The organism is Pseudomonas sp. GYB4201 (assembly GCF_056312595.1).
In genome coordinates this window covers 44,087-65,462 of the sequence record NZ_JBWGIG010000009.1, presented here as the reverse complement: position 1 = coordinate 65,462, position 21,376 = coordinate 44,087, and the positions used below count along the sequence as shown (strand labels likewise).

At 65.0% G+C, this 21,376-nt stretch carries 23 protein-coding genes; 12 read left to right on the top strand and 11 right to left on the bottom strand.

The genetic code is table 11. From position 1 onward, the window contains the following. Nucleotides 1-38: 38 nt before the first annotated feature. Nucleotides 39-1,568: a SulP family inorganic anion transporter gene (locus AC0Z2B_RS10715; protein WP_416421713.1), complete on the top strand. Its 1,530-nt coding sequence runs from the start codon at nt 39-41 to the stop codon at nt 1,566-1,568. Nucleotides 1,569-1,680: 112 nt separating this feature from the next. Here the strand turns inward: AC0Z2B_RS10715 and AC0Z2B_RS10710 are convergent, their stop codons facing one another. Next, nucleotides 1,681-2,319, bottom strand: a complete 639-nt coding sequence (locus AC0Z2B_RS10710) for a hypothetical protein (protein ID WP_416421714.1) — start codon at nt 2,317-2,319, stop codon at nt 1,681-1,683. Nucleotides 2,320-2,646: 327 nt separating this feature from the next. Between AC0Z2B_RS10710 and coxB the strand changes: the two genes are divergently transcribed. Genes coxB through AC0Z2B_RS10690 form a run of 4 tightly spaced genes read left to right on the top strand, consistent with a single transcriptional unit; the run spans nt 2,647 to nt 6,852 of the window. After that, complete coding sequence (gene coxB, locus AC0Z2B_RS10705) at nt 2,647-3,774, top strand: cytochrome c oxidase subunit II (RefSeq protein ID WP_416421715.1); 1,128 nt, start codon at nt 2,647-2,649, stop codon at nt 3,772-3,774. A 34-nt stretch (nt 3,775-3,808) separates the two neighbouring features. Then, nucleotides 3,809-5,401 carry a cytochrome c oxidase subunit I gene (gene ctaD / locus AC0Z2B_RS10700; protein WP_416421716.1) on the top strand — a complete coding sequence of 531 codons (1,593 nt, stop codon included), beginning with the start codon at nt 3,809-3,811 and terminating at the stop codon, nt 5,399-5,401. After that, complete coding sequence (locus tag AC0Z2B_RS10695; protein ID WP_416421717.1) at nt 5,398-5,931, top strand: cytochrome c oxidase assembly protein; 534 nt, start codon at nt 5,398-5,400, stop codon at nt 5,929-5,931. Before ctaD ends, AC0Z2B_RS10695 begins: the two co-directional genes overlap by 4 nt. A gap of 33 nt (nt 5,932-5,964) precedes the next feature. Then, entirely contained in the window at nt 5,965-6,852 is an 888-nt protein-coding gene (locus AC0Z2B_RS10690) for a cytochrome c oxidase subunit 3 (protein ID WP_416421718.1), read from the top strand. A gap of 6 nt (nt 6,853-6,858) precedes the next feature. Here AC0Z2B_RS10690 and AC0Z2B_RS10685 read toward each other — a convergent pair whose 3' ends face one another. Further along, nucleotides 6,859-7,062, bottom strand: coding sequence for a twin transmembrane helix small protein (locus tag AC0Z2B_RS10685; protein ID WP_416421719.1), 204 nt, complete (start codon nt 7,060-7,062; stop codon nt 6,859-6,861). A 25-nt stretch (nt 7,063-7,087) separates the two neighbouring features. Here AC0Z2B_RS10685 and AC0Z2B_RS10680 point away from each other — a divergent pair, with 25 nt between their 5' ends. The 5 genes from AC0Z2B_RS10680 to AC0Z2B_RS10660 are packed head-to-tail and all read left to right on the top strand — an operon-like array spanning nt 7,088 to nt 11,004. Next, the gene (locus tag AC0Z2B_RS10680; protein ID WP_476296570.1) at nt 7,088-7,843 is read left to right on the top strand and encodes an SURF1 family protein; all 756 of its coding nucleotides are present in this window, start codon (nt 7,088-7,090) and stop codon (nt 7,841-7,843) included. Then, nucleotides 7,809-8,402, top strand: a complete 594-nt coding sequence (locus AC0Z2B_RS10675) for a hypothetical protein (RefSeq protein WP_476296568.1) — start codon at nt 7,809-7,811, stop codon at nt 8,400-8,402. Before AC0Z2B_RS10680 ends, AC0Z2B_RS10675 begins: the two co-directional genes overlap by 35 nt. A 9-nt stretch (nt 8,403-8,411) precedes the next feature. Further along, nucleotides 8,412-9,461, top strand: a complete 1,050-nt coding sequence (locus tag AC0Z2B_RS10670; RefSeq protein WP_476296566.1) for a COX15/CtaA family protein — start codon at nt 8,412-8,414, stop codon at nt 9,459-9,461. A 17-nt stretch (nt 9,462-9,478) separates the two neighbouring features. Further along, complete coding sequence (gene cyoE, locus AC0Z2B_RS10665) at nt 9,479-10,375, top strand: heme o synthase (protein WP_473005004.1); 897 nt, start codon at nt 9,479-9,481, stop codon at nt 10,373-10,375. Further along, entirely contained in the window at nt 10,372-11,004 is a 633-nt protein-coding gene (locus tag AC0Z2B_RS10660) for an SCO family protein (RefSeq protein WP_416421724.1), read from the top strand. Before cyoE ends, AC0Z2B_RS10660 begins: the two co-directional genes overlap by 4 nt. An 85-nt stretch (nt 11,005-11,089) precedes the next feature. Here AC0Z2B_RS10660 and AC0Z2B_RS10655 read toward each other — a convergent pair whose 3' ends face one another. The 3 genes from AC0Z2B_RS10655 to AC0Z2B_RS10645 form a co-directional block, all read right to left on the bottom strand. After that, on the bottom strand, nt 11,090-11,863 hold the full coding sequence (locus tag AC0Z2B_RS10655) for a MetQ/NlpA family ABC transporter substrate-binding protein (RefSeq protein ID WP_476296564.1): 774 nt from the start codon (nt 11,861-11,863) through the stop codon (nt 11,090-11,092). A gap of 61 nt (nt 11,864-11,924) precedes the next feature. Further along, nucleotides 11,925-12,596, bottom strand: a complete 672-nt coding sequence (locus AC0Z2B_RS10650) for a methionine ABC transporter permease (protein ID WP_416421726.1) — start codon at nt 12,594-12,596, stop codon at nt 11,925-11,927. Then, entirely contained in the window at nt 12,596-13,603 is a 1,008-nt protein-coding gene (locus tag AC0Z2B_RS10645) for a methionine ABC transporter ATP-binding protein (protein WP_416421727.1), read from the bottom strand. Before AC0Z2B_RS10645 ends, AC0Z2B_RS10650 begins: the two co-directional genes overlap by 1 nt. Before the next feature lie 258 nt (nt 13,604-13,861). Between AC0Z2B_RS10645 and katE the strand changes: the two genes are divergently transcribed. Then, on the top strand, nt 13,862-16,000 hold the full coding sequence (gene katE / locus AC0Z2B_RS10640; RefSeq protein WP_476296561.1) for a catalase HPII: 2,139 nt from the start codon (nt 13,862-13,864) through the stop codon (nt 15,998-16,000). 80 nt (nt 16,001-16,080) lie between these two features. On the opposite strand, the gene AC0Z2B_RS10635 is transcribed toward katE, so the two are convergent. The 4 genes from AC0Z2B_RS10635 to zur all read right to left on the bottom strand — a co-directional run bounded on the left by AC0Z2B_RS10635 (nt 16,081) and on the right by zur (nt 18,925). Further along, the gene (locus AC0Z2B_RS10635; RefSeq protein WP_416421729.1) at nt 16,081-16,791 is read right to left on the bottom strand and encodes a PA5502 family lipoprotein; all 711 of its coding nucleotides are present in this window, start codon (nt 16,789-16,791) and stop codon (nt 16,081-16,083) included. Between the two features lie 85 nt (nt 16,792-16,876). After that, nucleotides 16,877-17,659 carry a zinc ABC transporter permease subunit ZnuB gene (znuB, locus tag AC0Z2B_RS10630; RefSeq protein ID WP_416421730.1) on the bottom strand — a complete coding sequence of 261 codons (783 nt, stop codon included), beginning with the start codon at nt 17,657-17,659 and terminating at the stop codon, nt 16,877-16,879. After that, complete coding sequence (znuC, locus tag AC0Z2B_RS10625) at nt 17,652-18,443, bottom strand: zinc ABC transporter ATP-binding protein ZnuC (protein ID WP_476296559.1); 792 nt, start codon at nt 18,441-18,443, stop codon at nt 17,652-17,654. Before znuC ends, znuB begins: the two co-directional genes overlap by 8 nt. Beyond that, on the bottom strand, nt 18,443-18,925 hold the full coding sequence (gene zur / locus AC0Z2B_RS10620; RefSeq protein ID WP_473005007.1) for a zinc uptake transcriptional repressor Zur: 483 nt from the start codon (nt 18,923-18,925) through the stop codon (nt 18,443-18,445). The genes znuC and zur overlap by 1 nt, the downstream gene beginning before the upstream one ends. A 66-nt stretch (nt 18,926-18,991) precedes the next feature. Between zur and AC0Z2B_RS10615 the strand changes: the two genes are divergently transcribed. Beyond that, the gene (locus AC0Z2B_RS10615; protein ID WP_476296556.1) at nt 18,992-19,915 is read left to right on the top strand and encodes a zinc ABC transporter substrate-binding protein; all 924 of its coding nucleotides are present in this window, start codon (nt 18,992-18,994) and stop codon (nt 19,913-19,915) included. 98 nt (nt 19,916-20,013) lie between these two features. Here AC0Z2B_RS10615 and AC0Z2B_RS10610 read toward each other — a convergent pair whose 3' ends face one another. Then, on the bottom strand, nt 20,014-20,964 hold the full coding sequence (locus AC0Z2B_RS10610; protein ID WP_476296554.1) for a homoserine kinase: 951 nt from the start codon (nt 20,962-20,964) through the stop codon (nt 20,014-20,016). Nucleotides 20,965-21,022: 58 nt separating this feature from the next. Continuing rightward, nucleotides 21,023-21,313 carry a DUF2782 domain-containing protein gene (locus AC0Z2B_RS10605; RefSeq protein ID WP_476296552.1) on the bottom strand — a complete coding sequence of 97 codons (291 nt, stop codon included), beginning with the start codon at nt 21,311-21,313 and terminating at the stop codon, nt 21,023-21,025. Between the last annotated feature and the right edge of the window lie 63 nt (nt 21,314-21,376).

Below are 21,376 nucleotides of genomic sequence, written 5' to 3'. Positions count from 1 at the left end.
TGGAATGGGTCCCAGGCACTATTTTCAGGAGAAACGTCATGAACATGACACAGTTGAAGGCGGTATTGCCGCGAGAGTTATTGGCGTCGGTGGTGGTGTTCCTGGTGGCGCTGCCACTGTGCATGGGCATCGCCATCGCGTCCGGCATGCCGCCGGCGAAAGGGTTGATCACCGGCATCATCGGTGGCGTGGTGGTGGGTTTCCTGGCGGGCTCGCCCCTGCAGGTCAGCGGGCCGGCAGCGGGCCTGGCGGTGTTGGTGTTCGAGCTAGTGCGCCAGCACGGCATGGCCATGCTGGGGCCGATCCTGTTGCTGGCGGGCTTCCTGCAGCTGCTGGCCGGGCGTTTCAAGCTGGGCTGCTGGTTTCGGGTTACAGCGCCGGCGGTGGTGTACGGCATGCTCGCCGGTATCGGCGTGTTGATCGTGTTGTCCCAGGTGCATGTGATGCTCGACCGTACGCCGCAGCCCTCCGGCATGCATAACCTGCTGGGCTTCCCCGGCGCGGTGGCCGAAGCGCTGCCGGTCATGGGCGGCGGCCTGGGCTGGCAGGCTGGCCTTTTGGGGCTGGGCACCATCGCCATCATGTTTGCCTGGGAAAAGCTGCGGCCACAGCGCCTGCGCTTCGTGCCGGGGGCGTTGCTGGGTGTTGGCGTGGCTACCGGCGTGAGCCTGTGGCTGGGCATGGCAGTGAAGCGCGTGGAGGTGCCGGCCAACCTGGCGGAGGCCATCGACTGGCTGCGCCCTGCGGACCTGATGAGCCTGGCCGACCCGACCCTGCTGGTCGCCGCGTTCGCCGTGGCGTTTATCGCCAGCGCCGAGACCTTGCTGTCGGCAGCGGCCGTGGACCGCATGCACAACGGCGTGCGCTCGGATTTTGACCGCGAATTGTCCGCCCAGGGCGTGGGCAACATGCTCTGTGGCATCGTCGGCGCGCTGCCCATGACTGGGGTGATCGTGCGCAGCTCGGCCAACGTCCAGGCGGGTGCGCAGACGCGGCTGTCGGCAGTGTTGCATGGCGTATGGCTGCTGGCGTTCGTGGTGGCGCTGTCCAGCGTGCTGCAAAGCATTCCTGTGGCCAGCCTGGCGGGCGTGCTGGTGTACACCGGCTTCAAGCTGGTGGACCTCAAGGCGCTGCGCAGCTTGGGCCGCTATGGGCGGATGCCGATGTTCATCTACGGCGCGACGGCCTTGGCGATCATCTTCACCGACCTGCTGACCGGCGTGTTGCTGGGCTTTGCCCTGACCTTGCTGATGCTGGCGCTGAAGGCGGCGCGGTTGAAGATCAACCTGGTGCCGCGCGGCGACGGTGAACTTGAACTGCGCCTGACCGGCGCCGCCACCTTTCTCAAGGTGCCGGCGCTGACCCAGGTCCTCGATACCATTCCAGCGGGTAGCGTGGTGCATGTGCCGCTGGGTGGGCTGCGCTACATCGACCATTCCTGCCTGGAACTGCTGGAGGACTGGGGGCGGGCGAACCGCGCCAGTGGCTCGCGGTTGATCATCGAAAGCCGCGGGTTGAAGCGCAGGATCGAGGGTCAGATGCGTACCAGTGCTGGCGTCAACGCCTGACGTCACCGCCACGCAATCCCTCGCACCATCTGCGTCGTCTGTATCGCGGCCAAGGCCGGCTCCTACCACGGATGGCGTAGGAGCCGGCCTTGGCCGCGATGAGGTCAGAAAATCAATTCAGATCCAGCTCCAGCCCGAACTGCCGCGACAGGCACGGCCACTGGCTCCAGGCCTCGCCGGTTTCCTTGGCCGACAGCTTGTCGCGGTACTGCTCTACCGACTCCAGCGCGAAGCTTTCGTCGTTGAGCATGTTGTCCACCGAATGGTGCACCACCTCGTCCAGCTGGTTGGCAAACGCCTCGCCAATCAGCTGGTGGGCGATCAGGTTGGCCACCGTGGTATCCAGCGGAATCAGCGGCTGCTGGAAGTGCTTGATGTACAGGTCGTTCACCTCTTCCACCAGGCGGTGCGCCAGGTAGGCTTCATCCAGCAGGCAGTCCAGGCCTTCGTGTCCGTTCAGTTCCTTTGGCGGCTGGATGAAGTAATGTTCGGCGATTTTCAGCACCGGTTTGATCTGCGACTCGATGCCGGCCTTGACCGCGACATCGTTTGCGGCGTCGAGCATGTCAGGGACCTGGTCGATGTAGGCCTTGACGAACCGGGTCAGCACGCCCTGGCGATCCGCTTCGGGAAGCTGGATGGCGGGGTGCAGGTGAGGAAGCTGTTTTTCCAGTTGCTGGGTCAGATGGCCGGTGTCGGCCTCGTGTTGATGGGCACGTTGGATCTGCTCGCGCAATGCGGCGGTGTTCATGAAGACTCCAGGAAGGAACGATTTCAAACGGAAGACCTAGGGTAGCTGGGTTCTGACGCCGCCTAAGACGCATTTGTCATAATTATTTAACCTTTATATGGAACGGCTATAACGGCCTGTGGTCACCTGCTAGGAAATTTTCATTTCCGGCCTTTCATTGCACCCCTAGGGCTGCTGTCTATACTCGCCTTAGTAACGCGTTGCCTGATGCCCGACTGCAAGCGCAGCAAGGCCCCGGCCGTTGAAGTTCGTAGTCTTGACCGCCGCTCCCTTAGCCGTGGGCTTGCAAAGCCTGGGGTAGAACAAGAACGATAAGGGGAACCCGCGATGATGCGACATCCACATGTCTGGATGGGCCTAGCGCTGTGGTCGACATTCACACCTGCCCACGCTGCCTGGACCACCAACATGGCCCCCGGCGTGACGTACATCAGCAACCAGGTCTTCGACCTGCACATGACCATCTTCTGGATCTGCGTGGTCATCGGCATCGTGGTGTTCGGCGTGATGTTCTGGTCGATGGTCATCCACCGCCGCTCCACCGGCCAGGTCGCCGCGCATTTCCACGAAAGCACCAAGGTGGAAATCCTCTGGACCGTCATACCGCTGGTCATCCTCGTGGTCATGGCGATTCCGGCCACCCGCACCCTCATCCGCATGTACGACACCAGCGAGCCCGACCTGGACATCCAGATCACCGGCTACCAGTGGAAGTGGCACTACAAGTACCTGGGCCAGGACGTGGAATTCTTCAGCAACCTGGCCACGCCCCAGGAACAGATCCACAACCAGGCGCCCAAGGACGAGCACTACCTGCTGGAAGTGGACAACCCGCTGGTGCTGCCGGTGGGCAAGAAGATCCGCTTCCTGGTCACCGGCGCCGACGTTATCCATTCCTGGTGGGTGCCGGCCTTCGCGGTCAAGCGTGACGCCATCCCCGGCTTCATCAACGAGGCCTGGACGCGCATCGACAAGCCAGGCATCTACCGCGGCCAGTGCAGCGAACTGTGTGGCAAGGACCACGGCTTCATGCCCATCGTGGTGGAAGCCAAGACCCAGGCCGACTTCGACACCTGGATGGGCGAACGCAAGGCCGAGGCGGCCAAGCTGAAAGAGTTGACCAGCAAGGAATGGACCCTGCAGGAACTGGTGGAACGCGGTGACAAGGTCTACCACACCACCTGCGTCGCCTGTCACCAGGCCGAGGGCCAGGGCCTGCCGCCGATGTTCCCGTCGCTCAAGGGATCGCCTATCGCTACCGGGCCGAAGGAAGGCCACCTCAACCGGGTGTACTTCGGCAAGCCGGGCACTGCCATGGCTGCCTTCGGCAAGCAGCTCTCGGAAGTGGATATCGCCGCCGTGGTGACCTACGAACGCAACGCCTGGGGCAACAACAAGGGTGACATGGTCACGCCCCAGGACGTGCTGGCATTGAAACAGGCCCAAGCCAAATGAACCGGGCAAGCGTGCTTGCCCAGGGAGACAGGACATGAGTGCAGTGATCGATGATCATGGCCACGCCGGGGCCGACCACGCCCACGGCCCGGCCAAGGGCCTGATGCGCTGGGTGCTGACCACCAACCACAAGGACATCGGTACCCTGTACCTGTGGTTCAGCTTCTGCATGTTCCTGCTCGGTGGTTCGTTCGCCATGGTCATCCGCGCCGAGCTGTTCCAGCCTGGCCTGCAGATCGTGGAGCCGGCGTTCTTCAACCAAATGACCACCATGCACGGCCTGGTGATGGTGTTCGGCGCGGTGATGCCAGCGTTCGTCGGCCTGGCCAACTGGATGATCCCGCTAATGATCGGTGCGCCGGACATGGCCCTGCCGCGCATGAATAACTTCAGTTTCTGGCTGCTGCCGGCGGCCTTCCTGCTGCTGGTGTCAACCCTGTTCAGCCCAGGTGGCGGCCCCAACTTCGGCTGGACCTTCTACGCGCCGCTGTCCACCACCTACGCGCCGGCCAGCGTGACCTTCTTCATCTTCGCCATCCACCTGATGGGCATCAGCTCGATCATGGGCGCCATCAACATCATTGCCACCATCCTCAACCTGCGCGCCCCCGGCATGACCCTGATGAAAATGCCGCTGTTCGTGTGGACCTGGCTGATCACGGCGTTCCTGCTGATCGCGGTGATGCCGGTGCTGGCTGGGTGCGTGACCATGATGCTGATGGATATCCACTTCGGCACCAGCTTCTTCAGCGCTGCTGGTGGCGGCGACCCGGTGCTGTTCCAGCACGTGTTCTGGTTCTTCGGCCACCCCGAGGTGTACATCATGATCCTGCCGGCCTTTGGCGCCATCAGCTCGATCATCCCGGCGTTCTCGCGCAAGCCGCTGTTCGGCTACACCTCCATGGTCTACGCCACGGCCAGCATCGCCTTCCTGTCATTCCTGGTGTGGGCGCACCACATGTTCGTGGTGGGCATCCCGCTGGTGGGCGAACTGTTCTTCATGTACGCCACCATGCTGATCGCCGTGCCCACGGGGGTGAAGGTGTTCAACTGGGTGAGCACCATGTGGCAGGGCTCGCTGACCTTCGAGACGCCCATGCTGTTTGCCGTGGCCTTCGTGATCCTGTTCACCATCGGCGGCTTCTCCGGGCTGATGCTGGCCATCGCACCGGCCGACTTCCAGTACCAGGACACCTACTTCGTGGTAGCGCACTTCCACTACGTGCTGGTGCCGGGGGCCATCTTCGGGATTTTCGCCTCGGCGTATTACTGGCTGCCGAAGTGGACCGGGCACATGTATGACGAAACCCTGGGCAAGCTGCACTTCTGGCTGTCGTTCATCGGCATGAACATGGCCTTCTTCCCCATGCACTTCGTCGGGCTGGCCGGCATGCCGCGGCGGGTGCCGGACTACAACCTGCAGTTCGCCAACTTCAACATGGTCTCGTCCATCGGCGCGTTCACCTTTGGCGCCACGCAGATCTTCTTCCTGTTCATCGTGATCAAGACCATCCGCGGCGGCCCCCCTGCCCCGGCCAAACCCTGGGATGGCGCCGAGGGCCTGGAATGGACCATTCCATCGCCTGCCCCCTACCACACCTTCACCACGCCGCCGGAGGTGAAATGAACACCCGCCGCCTGGTGCCACGGCTGTTGCTGGTGGTGGCGCTGATGTTCGCCTTCGGCTTTGCCCTGGTGCCGCTGTACGACGTGATGTGCAAGGCGTTCGGCATCAACGGCAAGACCGCCGGGCAGTACGAGGGCAGCCAGGTGGTGGATGCCACGCGCGAGGTGCGCGTGCAGTTCCTGCCCACCAACAATGCCGACATGGTCTGGGAGTTCTACTCCATGGCGCCGGAGGTGACGGTGCACCCCGGGGCGGTCACGCAGATGCTGTTCGTGGCGCGCAACCCTACCGACCACGCCATGAGCGCCCAGGCGGTGCCCAGCATCGCGCCTTCCGAGGCGGCGCAATATTTCCACAAGACCGAGTGCTTCTGTTTTACCCAGCAGGTACTGGACCCCGGCGAGCGTATCGAGATGCCGGTGCGGTTCATTGTCGATCGTGACCTGCCCAAGGACATCAAGCACCTGACGCTGGCCTACACGCTCTTCGACATCACCGCCCGCCACCCGCCCATCAAGACCGGCAGCTAAGGGCGGGCACCTGCAACAACGGAGACCACGCACATGGCAACCCACGAGCACTATTACGTCCCGGCGCAGAGCAAGTGGCCGATCATTGCCACGGTGGGCCTGTTCACCACGGTGTTCGGCCTGGGCACGTGGTTCAACGACCTGAAGGCGGCCCACCAGCATTCCCACGGGCCGTGGATCTTTTTCGTCGGCGCGCTGATCATTGCCTACATGATGTTCGGCTGGTTTGGCGCGGTCATCAAGGAGAGCCGCGCCGGGCTCTACAGCCCGCAGCTGGACCGCTCGTTCCGCTGGGGCATGTCGTGGTTCATCTTTTCCGAGGTGATGTTCTTCGTGGCGTTCTTCGGCGCCCTGTTCTACGTGCGCAACATCGCAGGCCCGGCGCTGGGCGGCGAAGGCCCCAAGGGCATCGCCCATATGCTGTGGCCCAACTTCCAGTTCGCCTGGCCACTGCTGCACACCCCCGACCCCAAGCTGTTCCCACCGCCCAAGGCGGTGATCGACCCCTGGCACCTGCCGCTGATCAACACCGTGCTGCTGGTCAGCTCCAGCGTCACCGTGACCATTGCCCACCACGCGCTGAAACGCGGGCACCGCGGCCCGCTGAAGCTGTGGCTTGGGGCGACCATTCTGCTGGGGGTGAGCTTCCTGTTCCTGCAGGCCCATGAATACGTCGAGGCTTACCAGGAACTGGGCCTGACCCTGGGTTCGGGCATCTACGGCGCCACATTCTTCATGCTTACCGGCTTCCACGGTGCCCACGTGACCATGGGCACCTTGATTCTCACGGTGATGCTGATCCGCATCCTGCGCGGGCATTTCGATGCCGAGCACCAGTTCGGCTTCGAAGCGGCCAGCTGGTACTGGCACTTCGTCGACGTGGTGTGGGTGGGGCTGTTTATCTTTGTGTACGTGCTGTAGCGGCGGCTACCAGGGCGCCTGGGACGTGAGCTGGCCGCTGTAGAAGCCCCACGCCACCAGGCCGATGGTCAGCGCCGCCAGGATCACGCGTATGGTCAGCGCCTTGACCAGGCGGTTGGAGTGGCCCTCGTCCTTCACCAGGAAGAACAGGCCGCTGAACAGGCTGGCCACCGTGGCCAGCAACATCAGCACGATCGCGGCTTTGAGCATGGCGGCACTCCACAGGGGGCAGGCGATGAATTCAAGTATAGCGAGGCGCTTTCGCCCCGGCCTGTGGCCCACCCTGGTGGTGCTGGCGCTGCTGCCGGCGCTGGTCAGCCTGGGCTTCTGGCAGCTGGGGCGTGCCGAGGAAAAACGCCAGCTGTTGGCGCTGGATGCCCAGCACCGGTTGGCGGAGCCCGTGACCAGCACGCAGTTGGCGAGCCTGGATGCGCCGGCGTTTCGGCGGGTGCTGCTGCGCGGCCAGTTCGATGCCGATCACAGCCTGATCCTCGACAGTCGCCAGCGCGACGGCCATGTCGGCGTGGAACTGCTGCAGCCGTTCCATGACCAGGCCAGCGGCCTGTGGCTGCTGGTCAACCGCGGCTGGCTGCCCTGGCAGGACCGCCGCACCCCGCCGCATTTCGACACCCCCGCCCAGGTGCTGAATCTGGAAGCCTGGGTGTACGTGCCGCCGGGCGCCACCTATCAACTTAGCGCCGACCCCATCAATCAACCCTGGCCCCGGCTGGTGACCGCACTGGCCCCCGGCAAGCTGTGGGCCGAGCTGGGGCGCGAGGGTTATGACCATGAGCTGCGCCTGACGCCCGGGCCGGCCACCTACCAGCTGGGCTGGCCGGTGGTGGCGCTGGGGCCCGAGCAGCATATCGGCTATGCCGTGCAGTGGTTCGCCATGTCCCTGACCCTGGCGGGGCTGTACCTGTACTTCGGCTTCCATAATAAAAAGGAGAAACGCCATGGGCGCGGCCATGAATCCACCCGAGCTGTCTGAGGCCAAGGTAAAGCCCTCGCGCCGCAGCGGGCGCCTGCAGCTGCTGCTGATTTTCATCGTCACCGTCGGCCCCATGGTGCTGGCCACCTTCATGTACAAGCTCGACTTCTGGGTGCCCCAGGGCCGCAGCTACCACGGCGAGCTGATCGCCAACGGCCAGGGCCGGGCCGACCTGGGCGTGCCGGCCGATGAGAAACGCTGGCAGCTGCTGGTGACCAGCCCGGGTGCCTGCGCCGCCGACTGTCAGCAGCTGGTGTACCTGGCGCGGCAGATCCAGATCGGCCTGGGCCGTGACGCCTCGCGCGCCAGCCATGCCTTGGCCGCGCCGCAGCCGCAGAGCGCCGACTATGAAGCCTTGCTGGCCCGCGACTACCCACGCTTGCAGCGCTACCCGCTGGCGCTGGACAAGTACACCGCGCTGGTCGACGGCAAGCCTGGGCCGTACCTGTGGATCATCGATCCGCACGGCAACCTGGTGCTGCGCTACGGCGCCCAGGTCAACGGTAAGGACCTGCTCGACGACCTGCGCCAACTGCTGAAACTGTCCAACATCGGTTAGGAGTCGACCATGGCCCGACCTGGCTTTCGTCTCGCGCTGCTCGCCACCGCCCTGGCCCTGGTGGTGGTGCTGCTGGGCGCCTACACCCGCCTCACCCATGCCGGGTTGGGCTGCCCGGACTGGCCGGGCTGCTACGGCTTCATCGCCGTGCCCAGCTCCGACGCGCAATTGGCCCACGCCCAGGCACGCTTCCCGGAACACCCGGTGGAGGCGGAAAAAGGCTGGAGCGAGATGGTGCATCGCTACTGTGCCGGCAGCTTGGCGCTGTTGGTGGGCCTGCTGGCCATCCAGGCATGGCGCCGCCACGGCAGCGACGGCCAGCCTTACCGGCTGCCGCTGGCCCTGCTGGGGGTGATCGTGGCGCAGGCGGCGTTCGGCATGTGGACGGTGACGTTGAAGCTGTGGCCGCAGGTGGTCACCTCACACCTGCTGGGCGGCTTCGCCACCTTGAGCCTGTTGTTGCTGCTCAGCCTGCGGCTGTCGGGTGCTTTCGCCCCGCTGCCGGCGGTGTCGCCACGGCTGCGGCGCTGGGCGCTGCTGGGCTTGAGCCTGGTGATCGGGCAGATCGCCCTGGGCGGCTGGGTCAGCTCCAACTACGCGGCCATGGCCTGCACCGACTTTCCGCTGTGCCAGGGGCAATGGCTGCCCGACGCCGACTTCGCCAACGGCTTCCACCTGGCCCAGCACATTGGCCCCAATTACCTGGGTGGCCACCTGGACAGCGAGGCACGCACCGCCATCCACCTCACCCACCGCGCTGGCGCCTGCGTATTGAGCCTGGTGCTGCTGGGCCTGGCCTGGCGGCTGCGGGTCGAAGGGCTGGGCCGACTGTCTGTCGGCGTGCTGGCGGCCTTGGCCTTGCAGGTGGGGCTGGGCATCAGCAATGTGGTGTTGCATTTGCCCCTGGCCGTGGCAGTGGCCCATAACGCAGGTGGGGCCATACTGTTGATGACGCTGATTGTTGTGAATTACCGCCTGCGCTGGGCCACCGTGCCGCGCGCCGTTGCCCAGCGCCGGGCGTGGCGCCCGCACCTGCCGGTGATCTGGCCGGGTAAATGACATTCGAGGAGAAGCCAATGAGTACGGCAACGGGCGAGCATGCCCAGGCCGGCTGGCGTGACTACCTGGAGCTGACCAAGCCGCGGGTAGTGGTGCTGATGCTGATGACGTCGCTGGTCGGCATGTTCCTGGCCACGCGCAGCGGGGTGCCATGGACGGTGCTGATTTTCGGCAACCTGGGCATTGCCCTGTGTGCCGGCGGCGCGGCGGTGATCAACCACGTGGTGGACCGGCGCATCGACGCGCTCATGGCCCGCACCCACAAGCGCCCGGTGGCCGAGGGCCGGCTGGGGCCCACGGCGGCGCTGACGTTCGCCGCCGCGCTGGCGCTGGGCGGCATGGTGCTGTTGCTGGTATTCACCAACCCCTTGTGCGCCTGGCTGACCCTGGCCTCCCTGCTGGGCTATGCGGTGATCTACACCGGCTTCCTCAAGCGCGCCACGCCGCAGAACATCGTCATCGGCGGCCTGGCCGGCGCGGCCCCGCCTATGCTGGGCTGGGTGGCCGTCACCGGGCACATGAGCGCCGAGCCGCTGCTGCTGGTGCTGATCATCTTCGCCTGGACCCCGCCGCACTTCTGGGCCCTGGCCATTCACCGGCGCGATGAATACGCGCGGGCAGAAATTCCCATGCTGCCGGTGACCCACGGGGTGTACTACACCAAGGTGCATATCCTGCTGTACACCGGGCTGATGCTGGTGGCCACGCTGCTGCCCTACGTGATCCGCATGAGCGGGCTGCTCTACCTGCTGTGCGCCATTGGCCTGGGCGCGCGCTTCCTGCAATGGGCGGTGGTGCTGTACCGTGGCAGCAATCCGCACGCGGCCATGAGCCTGTTCAAGTACTCCATCTGGTACCTGTTGCTGCTGTTCATCGCCCTGCTCGTCGACCACTACCTGTTGCTGAGCCTATGACCCGAGTCCAGAAAACCGTCTTCATCCTCGCCGCCATCGTCGCGGTCATCATCGGCCTCACCGTGCACCGGGTGCTGCAGGACAACCGCGAGGGCGCCAACACCGGCTTCATCGACGCGGGCATCATCCTGCTGCCCGAGCACCGCAGCGTCCCGTCGGTGACCATGACCGACCAGGACGGCCAGCCCGTGGCGCTGGATAACCTCAAGGGCAAGTGGAGCGTGCTGTTCTTCGGCTACACCTTCTGCCCGGACATCTGCCCCACTACCCTGGCGCAGCTGCGCCAGGTGAAAAGCGAACTGCCGCCGGCCGTGGCGGCGCGCCTGCAGGTGATCCTGGTGAGCGTCGACCCCAACCGCGACACGCCGCAGCAGCTCAAGCAGTACCTGGGTTATTTCGACAAGGATTTCCGCGGTTTCACCGGCGATGGCAGCGGCCTGCAGAAGCTGGCCAACGGCCTGAGCATTCCCTATATACCGGCGGACACCAGCAAGCCCAACTACACCGTGGAGCACAGCGGCAACCTGGCGTTGCTGGGGCCGGATGGTACGCAGCGGGGCTTTATTCGCGCGCCGTTGAACGGCCAGAAGCTGGCGGCGCAGCTGCCGGCGCTGGTGCAGCGCGATTGAATACTTAGCGCCTGTGACGCGGCCTGCGGCCGCTGCTACGGGATTTCTTGTAGCAGCTGCCGCCAGGCGGCGTCAGGGGGGAGGCTTAGAACGCAGGCTGTACCGCGCCCTTGTACTTCTCCAGGATGAACGCTTTCAGCTCAGGGCTGTGCAGCGCTGCCGCCAGTTTTTGCATGGCCGGCGAATCCTTGTTGTCCGGGCGGGCGACCAGGATGTTCACGTAAGGCGAATCGTTGCCTTCGATGGCCAGGGCGTCCTTGGACGGGTCCAGCTTGGCTTCCAGCGCATAGTTGGTGTTGATCAGCGCCAGGTCGACCTGGGTCAGCACGCGCGGCAGGGTGGCGGCTTCCAGTTCGCGGATTTTCAGGTCCTTGCTGTTCTCGACGATGTCCTTCGGTGTGGACAGGATGTCAGTCGGGTTCTTCAGCTTGATCAGCCCCACTTTCTGCAGCAGCAACAGCGCGCGGCCGCCGTTGGTGGCGTCGTTGGGGATGACCACGTTGGCGCCGCCTGGCAGGTCGGCCAGTTTCTTCCATTTGCTGGAGTAGGCGCCCAGGGGCTCCAGGTGCACGCCGGTGACGGCGACAAGGTTAGTGCCCTTGCCCTTGTTGAACTCATCCAGGTACGGCTGGTGCTGGAAGAAGTTGGCGTCCAGGCGCTTCTCGGCGACCTGCACGTTGGGCTGGATGTAGTCGGTGAACACTTTCACGTTCAGGTCCACGCCTTCCTTGGCCAGTTGCGGCTTCACGAATTCGAGGATTTCGGCGTGGGGCACCGCGGTGGCGGCCACGTTCAGGGTGTCATTGGCGTGGGCCGACAGGGCGGCCACGGCGGCAAAGGCCGCCAGCAGTTTTTTCATTTTTTCAGCTCCTTGCGAAGGCCTGGGCCCTCGGCGCCGCGGCAGGGCCGCGGCACATGATTCATTTACGGGAGAAGTGCACCACCAGCTTGTCGCCGATGGTCTGCAGTACCTGGACCAGCACCACCAGGATGACCACGGTGACAATCATCACGTCAGTCTGGAAACGCTGGTAGCCGAAGCGGATGGCCAGGTCGCCCAGGCCGCCGGCACCGACCACGCCGGCCATGGCAGTGTAGGAAACCAGTGTAATCGCTGTAACCGTCGTTGCCGCGATGATACCCGGCAGGGCCTCGGGCAGCAGCGCGTTCATGATGATCTGGCGCGGGGTGGCACCCATGGACTGGGTGGCCTCGATGATGCCGCGGTCCACCTCACGCAGGGCGGTTTCCACCAGGCGCGCGAAGAACGGCGTGGTGCCGATGACCAGCGGCGGAATCGCCCCGGCGACGCCCAGCGAAGTGCCGGTGATCAGCACGGTAACCGGGATCAGCACGATCAGCAGGATGATGAACGGCAGCGAGCGCAGCACGTTCACGCAGAACGCCAGCAGCGCGTAGATGCCCTTGTTCTCGAACAGCTGGCGCGGGCCGCAGATGAACAGCAGCACGCCCAGGGGCAGGCCCAGCAACACGGTGAACACCAGCGAGGCGCCGAGCATGACCATGGTGTCGTTGGTGGCGTCGAGAATCTCGGACCAGTCGACGTTGGCGAAGTAGTTGAGGAAGTCCATTAGCGCAGCACCTCCATATGAACGTCTGCAGAGGTGAAGCGGGCGAAGGCAGCGTCCATGTCGCCACCGGTGATGGCCAGGGTCAGCTGCCCGTAGGGCGTGTCCTTGATGCGGTCGATGCGGCCGGCGAGGATGCTGTAGTCGACGCCCGTCTCACGGGCCACGGTACCCAGCAGCGGCGCGTAGGTGGATTCGCCCTGGAAGGTCAGGCGCACGATGCGGCCCGGCACGTGGGCGAAGGTGTCGCGCTGCTCGTTCTCGTCGATCTGCTCGTCTTCCTGCACGAAGCGCTTGGTGGTCGGGTGCTGCGGGTGCAGGAACACCTTGGCCACCGGGCCTTGCTCGACGATGACGCCGGCGTCCATCACGGCCACCTGGTCGCAGACGCGGCGGATCACGTCCATCTCGTGGGTGATCAGTACGATGGTCAGCTTCAGCTCGCGGTTGATCTCAGCCAGCAGTTGCAGCACCGACGCCGTGGTCTGCGGGTCGAGGGCACTGGTGGCCTCGTCGCACAGCAGCACCTTGGGGTTGGTGGACAGCGCGCGGGCAATGCCCACGCGCTGCTTCTGGCCGCCGGACAGCTGCGCCGGGTACTTCTTGGCGTGGTCGGACAGGCCGACGCGCTCCAGCAGCGCGGCAACGCGCTTGTTGATCTCGCTGGCCGGCAGCTCGCCCGCCAGGCGCAGTGGCAGCGCCACGTTGTCGGCGACGGTCTTGGAGGCCAGCAGGTTGAAGTGCTGGAAGATCATCCCGACCTGCTGGCGGAAGCGGCGCAGGCTGTTGGCATCGAACGCGGTGACGTCTTCACCGTCGACGATGATCCGGCCGCCGCTTGGCGCCTCCAGGCGGTTGATCAGGCGCAGCAGGGTACTTTTGCCGGCACCGGAATGGCCGATCAGGCCGAACACCTGCCCGTTCTCGACGCTCAGGTTGGTCGGGTGCAGGGCGGGGATTTCCCTACCGTTGACGCGGTAGGTCTTGTGGACATTTTGAAACTCGATCACGTAGCGAACCTTGTGGGGCGCATGGAATGGGGACAGCGTTTTTGCCGGTCGCGCATTTTAGCCTGTCCGTTTAGAGAGACTTAGCATTTATTTCCTGAACATCCTTTCATTTGGCGATAAGACGATGGAAGGCAGGCGAAATAAAAGGAACGGCGGCAAAACGGGCCAGTCACTAACTAGGTCATCCCTGCCCGTGACAGGGTTTTTCGCCTATGGATCGCCCGCAAAGGGCGGCTGCCGATGAGGAGTTTAGGACAGATGAAAAAGAACCCACCCCGTTCCGGTAAAAGCGAGGCAGCCGGTACCGACACCCCGGACCGCGCCAACACCAACGCCAAGCTCGACAGCCTGGAAACCTTCCGCTCCGACGCCACCGGGCAGGCCCTGCGCACCAACCAGGGGGTCAAGGTCAGCGACAACCAGAACACCCTGAAGGCCGGCGCACGCGGCCCGTCGCTGCTGGAAGACTTCATCATGCGCGAGAAAATCACGCATTTTGACCACGAACGCATTCCCGAGCGCATCGTCCACGCCCGCGGCACCGGCGCCCACGGCTATTTCCAGAGCTACGGCAACCATGCCGAGCTGACCAAGGCCGGCTTCCTGCAGGACCCGGCGAAAATTACCCCGGTGTTCGTGCGCTTTTCCACCGTGCAGGGCCCTCGCGGTTCGGGCGACACGGTGCGTGACGTGCGTGGCTTTGCCGTCAAGTTCTACACCGATGAAGGCAATTTCGACCTGGTTGGCAACAACATGCCAGTGTTCTTCATTCAAGACGCGATCAAGTTCCCGGATTTCGTCCACGCGGTGAAACCCGAGCCGCACAACGAGATCCCCACCGGCGGCTCCGCCCACGACACCTTCTGGGACTTCGTCTCGCTGGTGCCGGAGTCGGCGCACATGGTGATCTGGACCATGTCCGACCGCGCCATCCCGAAAAGCCTGCGCACCATGGAAGGCTTCGGCATTCATACCTTCCGGTTGATCAACGCCGAGGGCAAGGCCAGCTTCGTCAAGTTCCACTGGAAGCCCAAGGCCGGCGTGTGTTCGCTGGTATGGGACGAGGCCCAGAAGCTGGCGGGCAAGGACACCGATTTCCACCGCCGTGATCTGTGGGAAGCCATCGAGATGGGCGACTACCCCGAGTGGGAGTTCGGCGTGCAGATCGTCGCCGAAGAAGACGAGCACAAGTTCGACTTCGACCTGCTCGACCCCACCAAGATCATCCCCGAAGAGCTGGTGCCGGTGACGCCGCTGGGCAAGATGGTGCTCAACCGCAACCCGGACAACTATTTCGCCGAGACCGAGCAGGTAGCCTTCTGCCCCGGCCACATTGTGCCGGGCATCGACTTCTCCAACGACCCGCTGCTGCAGGGCCGGCTGTTTTCCTACACTGACACGCAGATCAGCCGCCTGGGCGGGCCGAACTTCCACGAAATACCGATCAACCGTCCGGTGGCGCCGAACCACAGCAGCCAGCGTGATGCGCAGCACCGGGTGACCATCGACAAGGGCCGTGCCTCCTACGAGCCCAATTCCATTGACGGCGGCTGGCCGCGGGAAACCCCGCCGGCGGCCCAGGACGGCGGTTTCGAGAGCTACCCCGAGCGCATCGAAGCGCACAAGGTGCGCCAGCGCAGCGAGTCGTTCGCCGACCACTTTTCCCAGGCGCGGCTGTTCTTCCACAGCCTGGCCAAGCCCGAGCAGGAGCACGTGATAGCCGCCTACAGTTTCGAGCTGGGCAAGGTGGAGCGTGAGTACATCCGCGCCCGCGAAGTGAACGAGATTCTCGCCAACATCGACCTCGACCTGGCCGCCCGCGTGGCTACCAACCTAGGCCTGCCGGCGCCCAAGGCCGGCACGGTGCAGGTCCCCGAGCTGTCGCTCAAAGCCTCGCCGGCGTTGAGCCAGCTGAACCTGCTGGCGGGCGATATCAAGGGCCGCAAGGTAGCGGTGCTGGTGGCTGATGGCGTCGATGGCGCGCAAGTGGCGGCGGTGAAGAAGGCGCTGGAAGCCGAAGGTGCCCACGCCAAGGTGCTGGGCCCGACTTCGGCGCCGGTGAAGACCGCCGATGGCAAGGCCTTGCCGGTGGATGCGTCGGCCGAAGGCCTGCCGTCGGTGGCGTTCGATGCGGTGTGGGTGCCGGGCGGCGAAGCTTCGGTGCAGGCGCTGAGCGGCGACGGCGTGGCCCTGCACTTCCTGCTGGAGGCCTACAAGCACCTGAAGGCAATCGGCGTGAACAGCGAGGCCAAGGCCATTATCGATGCGCTGAAGCTGGATGAGGATGCCGGGCTGCTGGTGGGTGACGACGCCAAGGCGCACAAGGCGTTCATTGCTGCCATTGCCAAGCACCGCGTCTGGGACCGCGAGCCAAAAGCCAAGGCAGTCCCCGCCTAACCGTCGTAGCAGCTGCCGCCAGGCGGCGTCAGGGCGCCACGCGGTGCCTGGGGACGCCGCCTGGCGGCAGCTGCTACGGGTTATTTCCTGGGCGTGAGGACCATCTGCGCCGCCTGGTTGCGCACCACCTTGTGGTCCAGCTTCCACTCAAGGTTCGGCGCCAGTCGGGTCACGCGCTTCTTGATCAGCGTCTGCAACCACGGCCAGTCCTGGGTACGTGGCACCACCACCAACACGTCACACTGGTAATTCACCACGTCAGTGGCAATGTCATCCAGCTGGCGCTGCAGCGCGCGGCTTTCGGTGATGTTCAGCGCCACCGGGGTGCTCTGCGCCGTGGGGTCGATGACCTTGGCCGCTGGCTTGGCTTCGGCTGCCTCCAGGGCGGCCTCGGCTTTCTCCAGCTCCGCCTTGCGCGCCTGGCGGATCGGGCCGTTGGCGCCGCCGGTCAGGGCCGGGGCCTTGGGCATCAGCGCGCGGGCGCGGGCCAGGGCGGTGGCGGCGGCGTTGACGTCACCCTTCTGCAGCACGATTTGGCTGCGCTGCAGGTAGGCCTCGGCCAACTGGCGCTGGTAAGGCTCCAGGCGTGGGTCGTCCGGGCTCTGCTTTTGCAGCGCGCCCAGTTGGTCCTCGGCGGTGGCCAACTCGCCGCTGTCGATGTTCTGTTGCAGCTGCAAAAACGCATCCGTCGCTGGCACCGGGGCGGCAGCGTCTGGCGTGTGGCTCTGGCAAGCGCCCAAGATGAGCGAAAATGCGGCAAGGAGCAGATAACGGGAGGCGAACGGCTTCATTCCTGCGACTCTCTAATTGCGCAAAAAGCGGCCAAGTCTACACCCTGTCTGAAGGCACGAAAACCTGTGAAATCCCACAGAGGCGTCAACGACGGGGCAATGCGAAGCTCAATAGGAACAGTGTAGCGGCGCAAACGACGATGGACGGACCGGCCGGCGTGTCCTTGAACCACGACATCGCCAGGCCCCCGCACACGGCGATGACGCCCAGGATACTGGCGCCCAGGGCCATCTGTTCTGGCGAGCGAGCGTGACGTTGTGCCGCGGCGGCCGGGATGATCAGCAACGAGGTGATCAGCAGCACGCCGACGATTTTCATCGCCACGGCAATGACGATGGCAATCAGCAGCATCAACGTCATGCGCAGGCCGGCCACCGGCAGGCCTTCGACCTTGGCCAGTTCCTCGTGCACGGTAACCGCCAGCAGCGGCCGCCATAGCGCCAGCACCAGCACCATGACCGCGGCGCTGCCGCCCAGGATCCAGGCAAGGTCGGTGGGGCTGATGGCCAGCAGGTCGCCGAACAGGTAGCTCATCAGGTCGATGCGCACGTCGTGCATGAAGCTCAGCACCACCAGGCCCAGGGACAGGGTGCTGGGCGCCAGGATGCCCAATAGCGTGTCGGACGCCAGCGGCTGGCGCTGCTGCAGGGTCACCAGCAGGATCGCCAGCAGCAGGCAGCCCACGGTTACCGCCAGCGCCGGGCTGACGTCCAGCAGGAAGCCCATGGCCACGCCCAGCAGGGCGGCGTGGGACAGCGTGTCGCCGAAATAGGCCATGCGCCGCCACACCACGAACGAGCCCAGGGGGCCGGCGACGACTGCCAGGGACAAGCCGGCCAGCAAGGCGTAGAGCAGAAAATCAGCCATGCTTGCAGCCGTCTCCATGTACGTGAGGGGTTTGAACGGGGTCGCATTCGCCGGCCACCACTTCGCCATGCAGGTCATGGGCGTGGTCGTGATGGTGGTGATACACCGCCAGGCTGGGCGCGTGGTCGCCGAACAACTCGACGAACGCCGGGTCGCCGCTGACCTGCTCGGGGTGGCCGGAGCAGCACACATGGCGGTTCAGGCACACTACCTGGTCGGTGGTGCTCATCACCAGGTGCAGGTCGTGGGACACCATCAGCACGCCGCAGCCATGGCGGTCGCGCAGGCGGGTGATCAGGCTGTACAGCTCGGCCTGGCCGGCCACGTCGACGCCCTGCACCGGCTCGTCCAGCACCAGCAGCTGGGGCTCGCGCAGCAGGGCGCGGGCCAGCAGCACGCGCTGCATCTCGCCGCCGGAGATGTTCTGCACCGGGCTGTCGATGACCTGTTCGGCGCCCACTTCGGCCAGCGCCGCCAGGGCGCGCTTGCGGTCGACGCCCGGCACCAGGCGCAGGAAGCGCAGCACCGACAGCGGTAGCGTCGGGTCGACGTGGAGTTTTTGCGGCATGTAGCCGATGCGCAGCTTGGGCTTGCGCCACACCACGCCGCTGTCGGGCTTCAGCAGGCCGAGCACGGCACGCACCAGGGTGGTCTTGCCGGCGCCGTTGGGGCCGATCAGGGTGACGATTTCGCCGCTGCGCACGCTCAGCTGGATGTTATCCAGCACGTTCTGGCCGGCGAACGTGACCGCCACCTGTTCCAGGCGGATCAGGGCATCGTTCATCAGGCGGCCTGGCAGGCCGAGCAGAGACCGACCACTTCCACGGTTTGGCCTTCGACCTTGAAGCCCACGTCGGCGGCGCTCTTGATGATGGCCTGGCTGATGGCGGGTTGTTCAAGCTCCAGCGCCACGTGGCACTCGCGGCAGATCAGGAACTGGCCCTGGTGCGCGTGCTCGGGGTGGTTGCAGCCGATGAAGGCGTTGAGCGAGGCGATGCGGTGCACCAGGCCGTTTTCCAGGAGGAAATCCAGCGCGCGGTACACGGTGGGCGGCGCCGCGCGGCGGCCGTCCTGGTCACTGAGCACGGCGAGGATATCGTAGGCGCCCAGCGGCTTGTGGCTCTGCCACACCAGTTCCAGCACCCGGCGGCGCAGGGCGGTCAGGCGCAGGCCCATGCGTGCGCACAGGGCATCGGCTTCCGACAGGGCGCTATGCACGCAGTGGGAGTGGTCGTGGGGGCGGTTGGCCAGCGGAGTATTGGGCATGAGCGGCGACGATATCAGCAAGAGACGTTATTATATTACCTGTTCTCGCCCAGTTGAGTGGTCATTGTGTCCCGCATTTTTACTCTTTTTGTCGGTTTCTGCCTTGCCGCTGTCGTGACCGTGCCCGCCCAGGCCGAGGTTCGCGTGCTCACCAGCATCAAGCCCCTGCAGCTGATTGCCGCCGCCGTGCAGGACGGCCTGGGCAAGCCTGAAGTGCTGCTGCCGCCGGGCGCCTCGCCGCACCACTACGCCCTGCGCCCCTCGGACGTGCGCCGGGTGGCCGATGCCGACCTGCTGTACTGGATCGGCCCGGACATGGAAGGCTTCCTGCCGCGCGTGGTGGCTACCCGTGGCAAGCCTACGGTGACGATCCAGGACATGGCTGGCCTCAAGCTGCGCCACTTTACCGCGGACAGCCAGTCCCACGAGGAAGCCGACCCGGACGAGCATGACCACGACCACCGCCCCGGCAGCCTGGACTCGCACCTGTGGCTGTCGACCTTCAATGCCCGGGTGATCGCGGCGCGCATGGCCGCCGACCTGAGCAAGGCCGACCCGGCCAACGCCGCACGTTATGCCGGCAACCTCAAGGCCTTCGACGGCCGCCTGGACGCGCTGGATGGCCGCCTGAAGTCGCGCCTGGCCGGCGTGGCCGGCAAGCCGTTCTTCGTGTTCCACGAGGGCTTCGACTACTTCGAGGATGAGTTCGGGGTCAAGCACACCGGTGTGTTCAGCGTGGCCGCCGAAGTGCAGCCGGGCGCCCAGCACGTGGCCGCCATGCGTGCGCGGTTGCAGGAAGTGGGCAAGTCGTGTGTGTTCAGCGAGCCGCCGGCACGGCCGCGCCTGGCCGAGACGCTGACGGCAGGATTGCCGGTGCGCCTGGCGGAGCTGGATGGCCTGGGCGGTTTTGCCGAGGCGTCGCCGCAGGGGTATGAGCAGTTGATGGAGAAGCTGGGCAACGATCTGGCGGGTTGCCTGGAGCAGCTCTGATTTTGTTGCACATGCACTGCGCGTGGCCGTGACGCAGCCTTCGGCAGCTGCTACGAACCCCGTAGCAGCGGCCGCCAGGCCGCGTCATGTGCGGGTGATCAAAGCGCGAACGGCAGCGCCACACTGACCTGCTGGCGCAACGCCAGGCGGTGTTCGAACTCCGCCGGGTCGTGGATCAACACGTCCATTCCCGCGAACGCCTGCGCCGCCACCAGGCGCGACAGCCAGAAGCGCACGCAGGCCACGCGCAGCATCACCGGCCACAACTCGGCCTCCGCCGCCGTGAACGGCCGCAGCGCCGCATAAGCCCCCAGCATGGCCCGCGCACGCGGCGCGTCCAGCGCGCCGGCGGCGTCCGAGCACCAGTCGTTCAGGCTGATGGCCAGGTCGTACAGCATCGGCCCGGAGCAGGCGTTGTAGAAGTCGATCACGCCCGTCAGGTGGGTGCCCTCGAACATGGCGTTGTCGCGGAACAGGTCGGCGTGCAGGTTGGCGCGTGGCAGGGCCAGGATCTGCGCCTTGTGCGCCTTGATCTCTTCCAGCGCGCTGCGCATCAGGGCCGCGGCCTCGCTACCCAGCTGGCCGATCTGGCGCTCGCCCTCTTCCAGCATCCAGTCCAGGCCACGGTCGGTCTTGCGCTCGAGCACGTGGTCGCGGGTGGCCAGGTGGATGTGGCTGATCAGCTCGCCCATCTGCACGCAGTGCTGGCTGTTGGGTTCCTTGATGTGCTTGCCCGGCAGGCGCGGTTGCAGCAGCGCCGGCTTGCCGGCCAGCTCGCGCAGGGCCACGCCGTCGATGGTGCGCAGTGCATACGGCACCGGCAGGTTGGCCTCGTGCAGCACGTCCAGCAGTTCCACGAAATACGGCAGGTCCTGCACCGGGCCGCGTTCCACCAGGGTCAGGACGTACTCGCCCTGTTCCAGGCTGATGAAGAAATTGCTGTTCTCGGTACCGGCGGCAATGCCCTGGAAGTCGCGAAGACGGCCCAGGCCGTAAGGTGCGAGAAAGGTTTCAAGCTCAGGCCGCGACAGGGGTGTAAACACTGACATGAAAAATTTGCCCATACTGGCACCCCGTCGGGGGTGCCCGGTTGAAGTTAAGGTTGAGTCATTTCCATTCGAAGATCTTCCATGCCGGAATCAGCATGTCCGGCTGATCAGACCGGATGTAGTTGGCATCGGTACCGTCGGCGCGAACCAGAAAGTACGGCTTGCCGTGTTTCGGGGTGATCTTGATCGCGTACAGGAAGCCATTCTGCCGGTATTCCTGGACTGTTTTGTCGCCTTCCTGGCGAATGGTGACATCCGGATCAGCCGTTACACCTTCATCCGCGGCCAGCACGGCCATCGGACAGGCGATCAACAGACTGGCCAGCAACAAGCGTTTAGCGGTTCGCATGATAACCTTGTCCCTTTGTCGTCAATGTTCCGGACATTCTAGCGCCGGACCCGCCGAAAAGGT

Bases quoted from the DNA above. Each gene is read 5' to 3' on its own strand.
- AC0Z2B_RS10635 (WP_416421729.1), bottom strand. From the start codon at position 16,791: ATGAAGCCGTTCGCCTCCCGTTATCTGCTCCTTGCCGCATTTTCGCTC.
- ctaD (WP_416421716.1), top strand. From the start codon at position 3,809: ATGAGTGCAGTGATCGATGATCATGGCCACGCCGGGGCCGACCACGCC.
- AC0Z2B_RS10670 (WP_476296566.1), top strand. From the start codon at position 8,412: ATGGCCCGACCTGGCTTTCGTCTCGCGCTGCTCGCCACCGCCCTGGCC.
- cyoE (WP_473005004.1), top strand. From the start codon at position 9,479: ATGAGTACGGCAACGGGCGAGCATGCCCAGGCCGGCTGGCGTGACTAC.
- coxB (WP_416421715.1), top strand. From the start codon at position 2,647: ATGATGCGACATCCACATGTCTGGATGGGCCTAGCGCTGTGGTCGACA.
- AC0Z2B_RS10610 (WP_476296554.1), bottom strand. From the start codon at position 20,964: ATGTCAGTGTTTACACCCCTGTCGCGGCCTGAGCTTGAAACCTTTCTC.
- AC0Z2B_RS10675 (WP_476296568.1), top strand. From the start codon at position 7,809: ATGGGCGCGGCCATGAATCCACCCGAGCTGTCTGAGGCCAAGGTAAAG.
- AC0Z2B_RS10685 (WP_416421719.1), bottom strand. From the start codon at position 7,062: ATGCTCAAAGCCGCGATCGTGCTGATGTTGCTGGCCACGGTGGCCAGC.
- AC0Z2B_RS10650 (WP_416421726.1), bottom strand. From the start codon at position 12,596: ATGGACTTCCTCAACTACTTCGCCAACGTCGACTGGTCCGAGATTCTC.
- katE (WP_476296561.1), top strand. From the start codon at position 13,862: ATGAAAAAGAACCCACCCCGTTCCGGTAAAAGCGAGGCAGCCGGTACC.
- AC0Z2B_RS10710 (WP_416421714.1), bottom strand. From the start codon at position 2,319: ATGAACACCGCCGCATTGCGCGAGCAGATCCAACGTGCCCATCAACAC.
- AC0Z2B_RS10715 (WP_416421713.1), top strand. From the start codon at position 39: ATGAACATGACACAGTTGAAGGCGGTATTGCCGCGAGAGTTATTGGCG.
- zur (WP_473005007.1), bottom strand. From the start codon at position 18,925: ATGCCCAATACTCCGCTGGCCAACCGCCCCCACGACCACTCCCACTGC.
- AC0Z2B_RS10690 (WP_416421718.1), top strand. From the start codon at position 5,965: ATGGCAACCCACGAGCACTATTACGTCCCGGCGCAGAGCAAGTGGCCG.
- znuC (WP_476296559.1), bottom strand. From the start codon at position 18,443: ATGAACGATGCCCTGATCCGCCTGGAACAGGTGGCGGTCACGTTCGCC.
- AC0Z2B_RS10680 (WP_476296570.1), top strand. From the start codon at position 7,088: ATGAATTCAAGTATAGCGAGGCGCTTTCGCCCCGGCCTGTGGCCCACC.
- znuB (WP_416421730.1), bottom strand. From the start codon at position 17,659: ATGGCTGATTTTCTGCTCTACGCCTTGCTGGCCGGCTTGTCCCTGGCA.
- AC0Z2B_RS10695 (WP_416421717.1), top strand. From the start codon at position 5,398: ATGAACACCCGCCGCCTGGTGCCACGGCTGTTGCTGGTGGTGGCGCTG.
- AC0Z2B_RS10660 (WP_416421724.1), top strand. From the start codon at position 10,372: ATGACCCGAGTCCAGAAAACCGTCTTCATCCTCGCCGCCATCGTCGCG.
- AC0Z2B_RS10605 (WP_476296552.1), bottom strand. From the start codon at position 21,313: ATGCGAACCGCTAAACGCTTGTTGCTGGCCAGTCTGTTGATCGCCTGT.
- AC0Z2B_RS10655 (WP_476296564.1), bottom strand. From the start codon at position 11,863: ATGAAAAAACTGCTGGCGGCCTTTGCCGCCGTGGCCGCCCTGTCGGCC.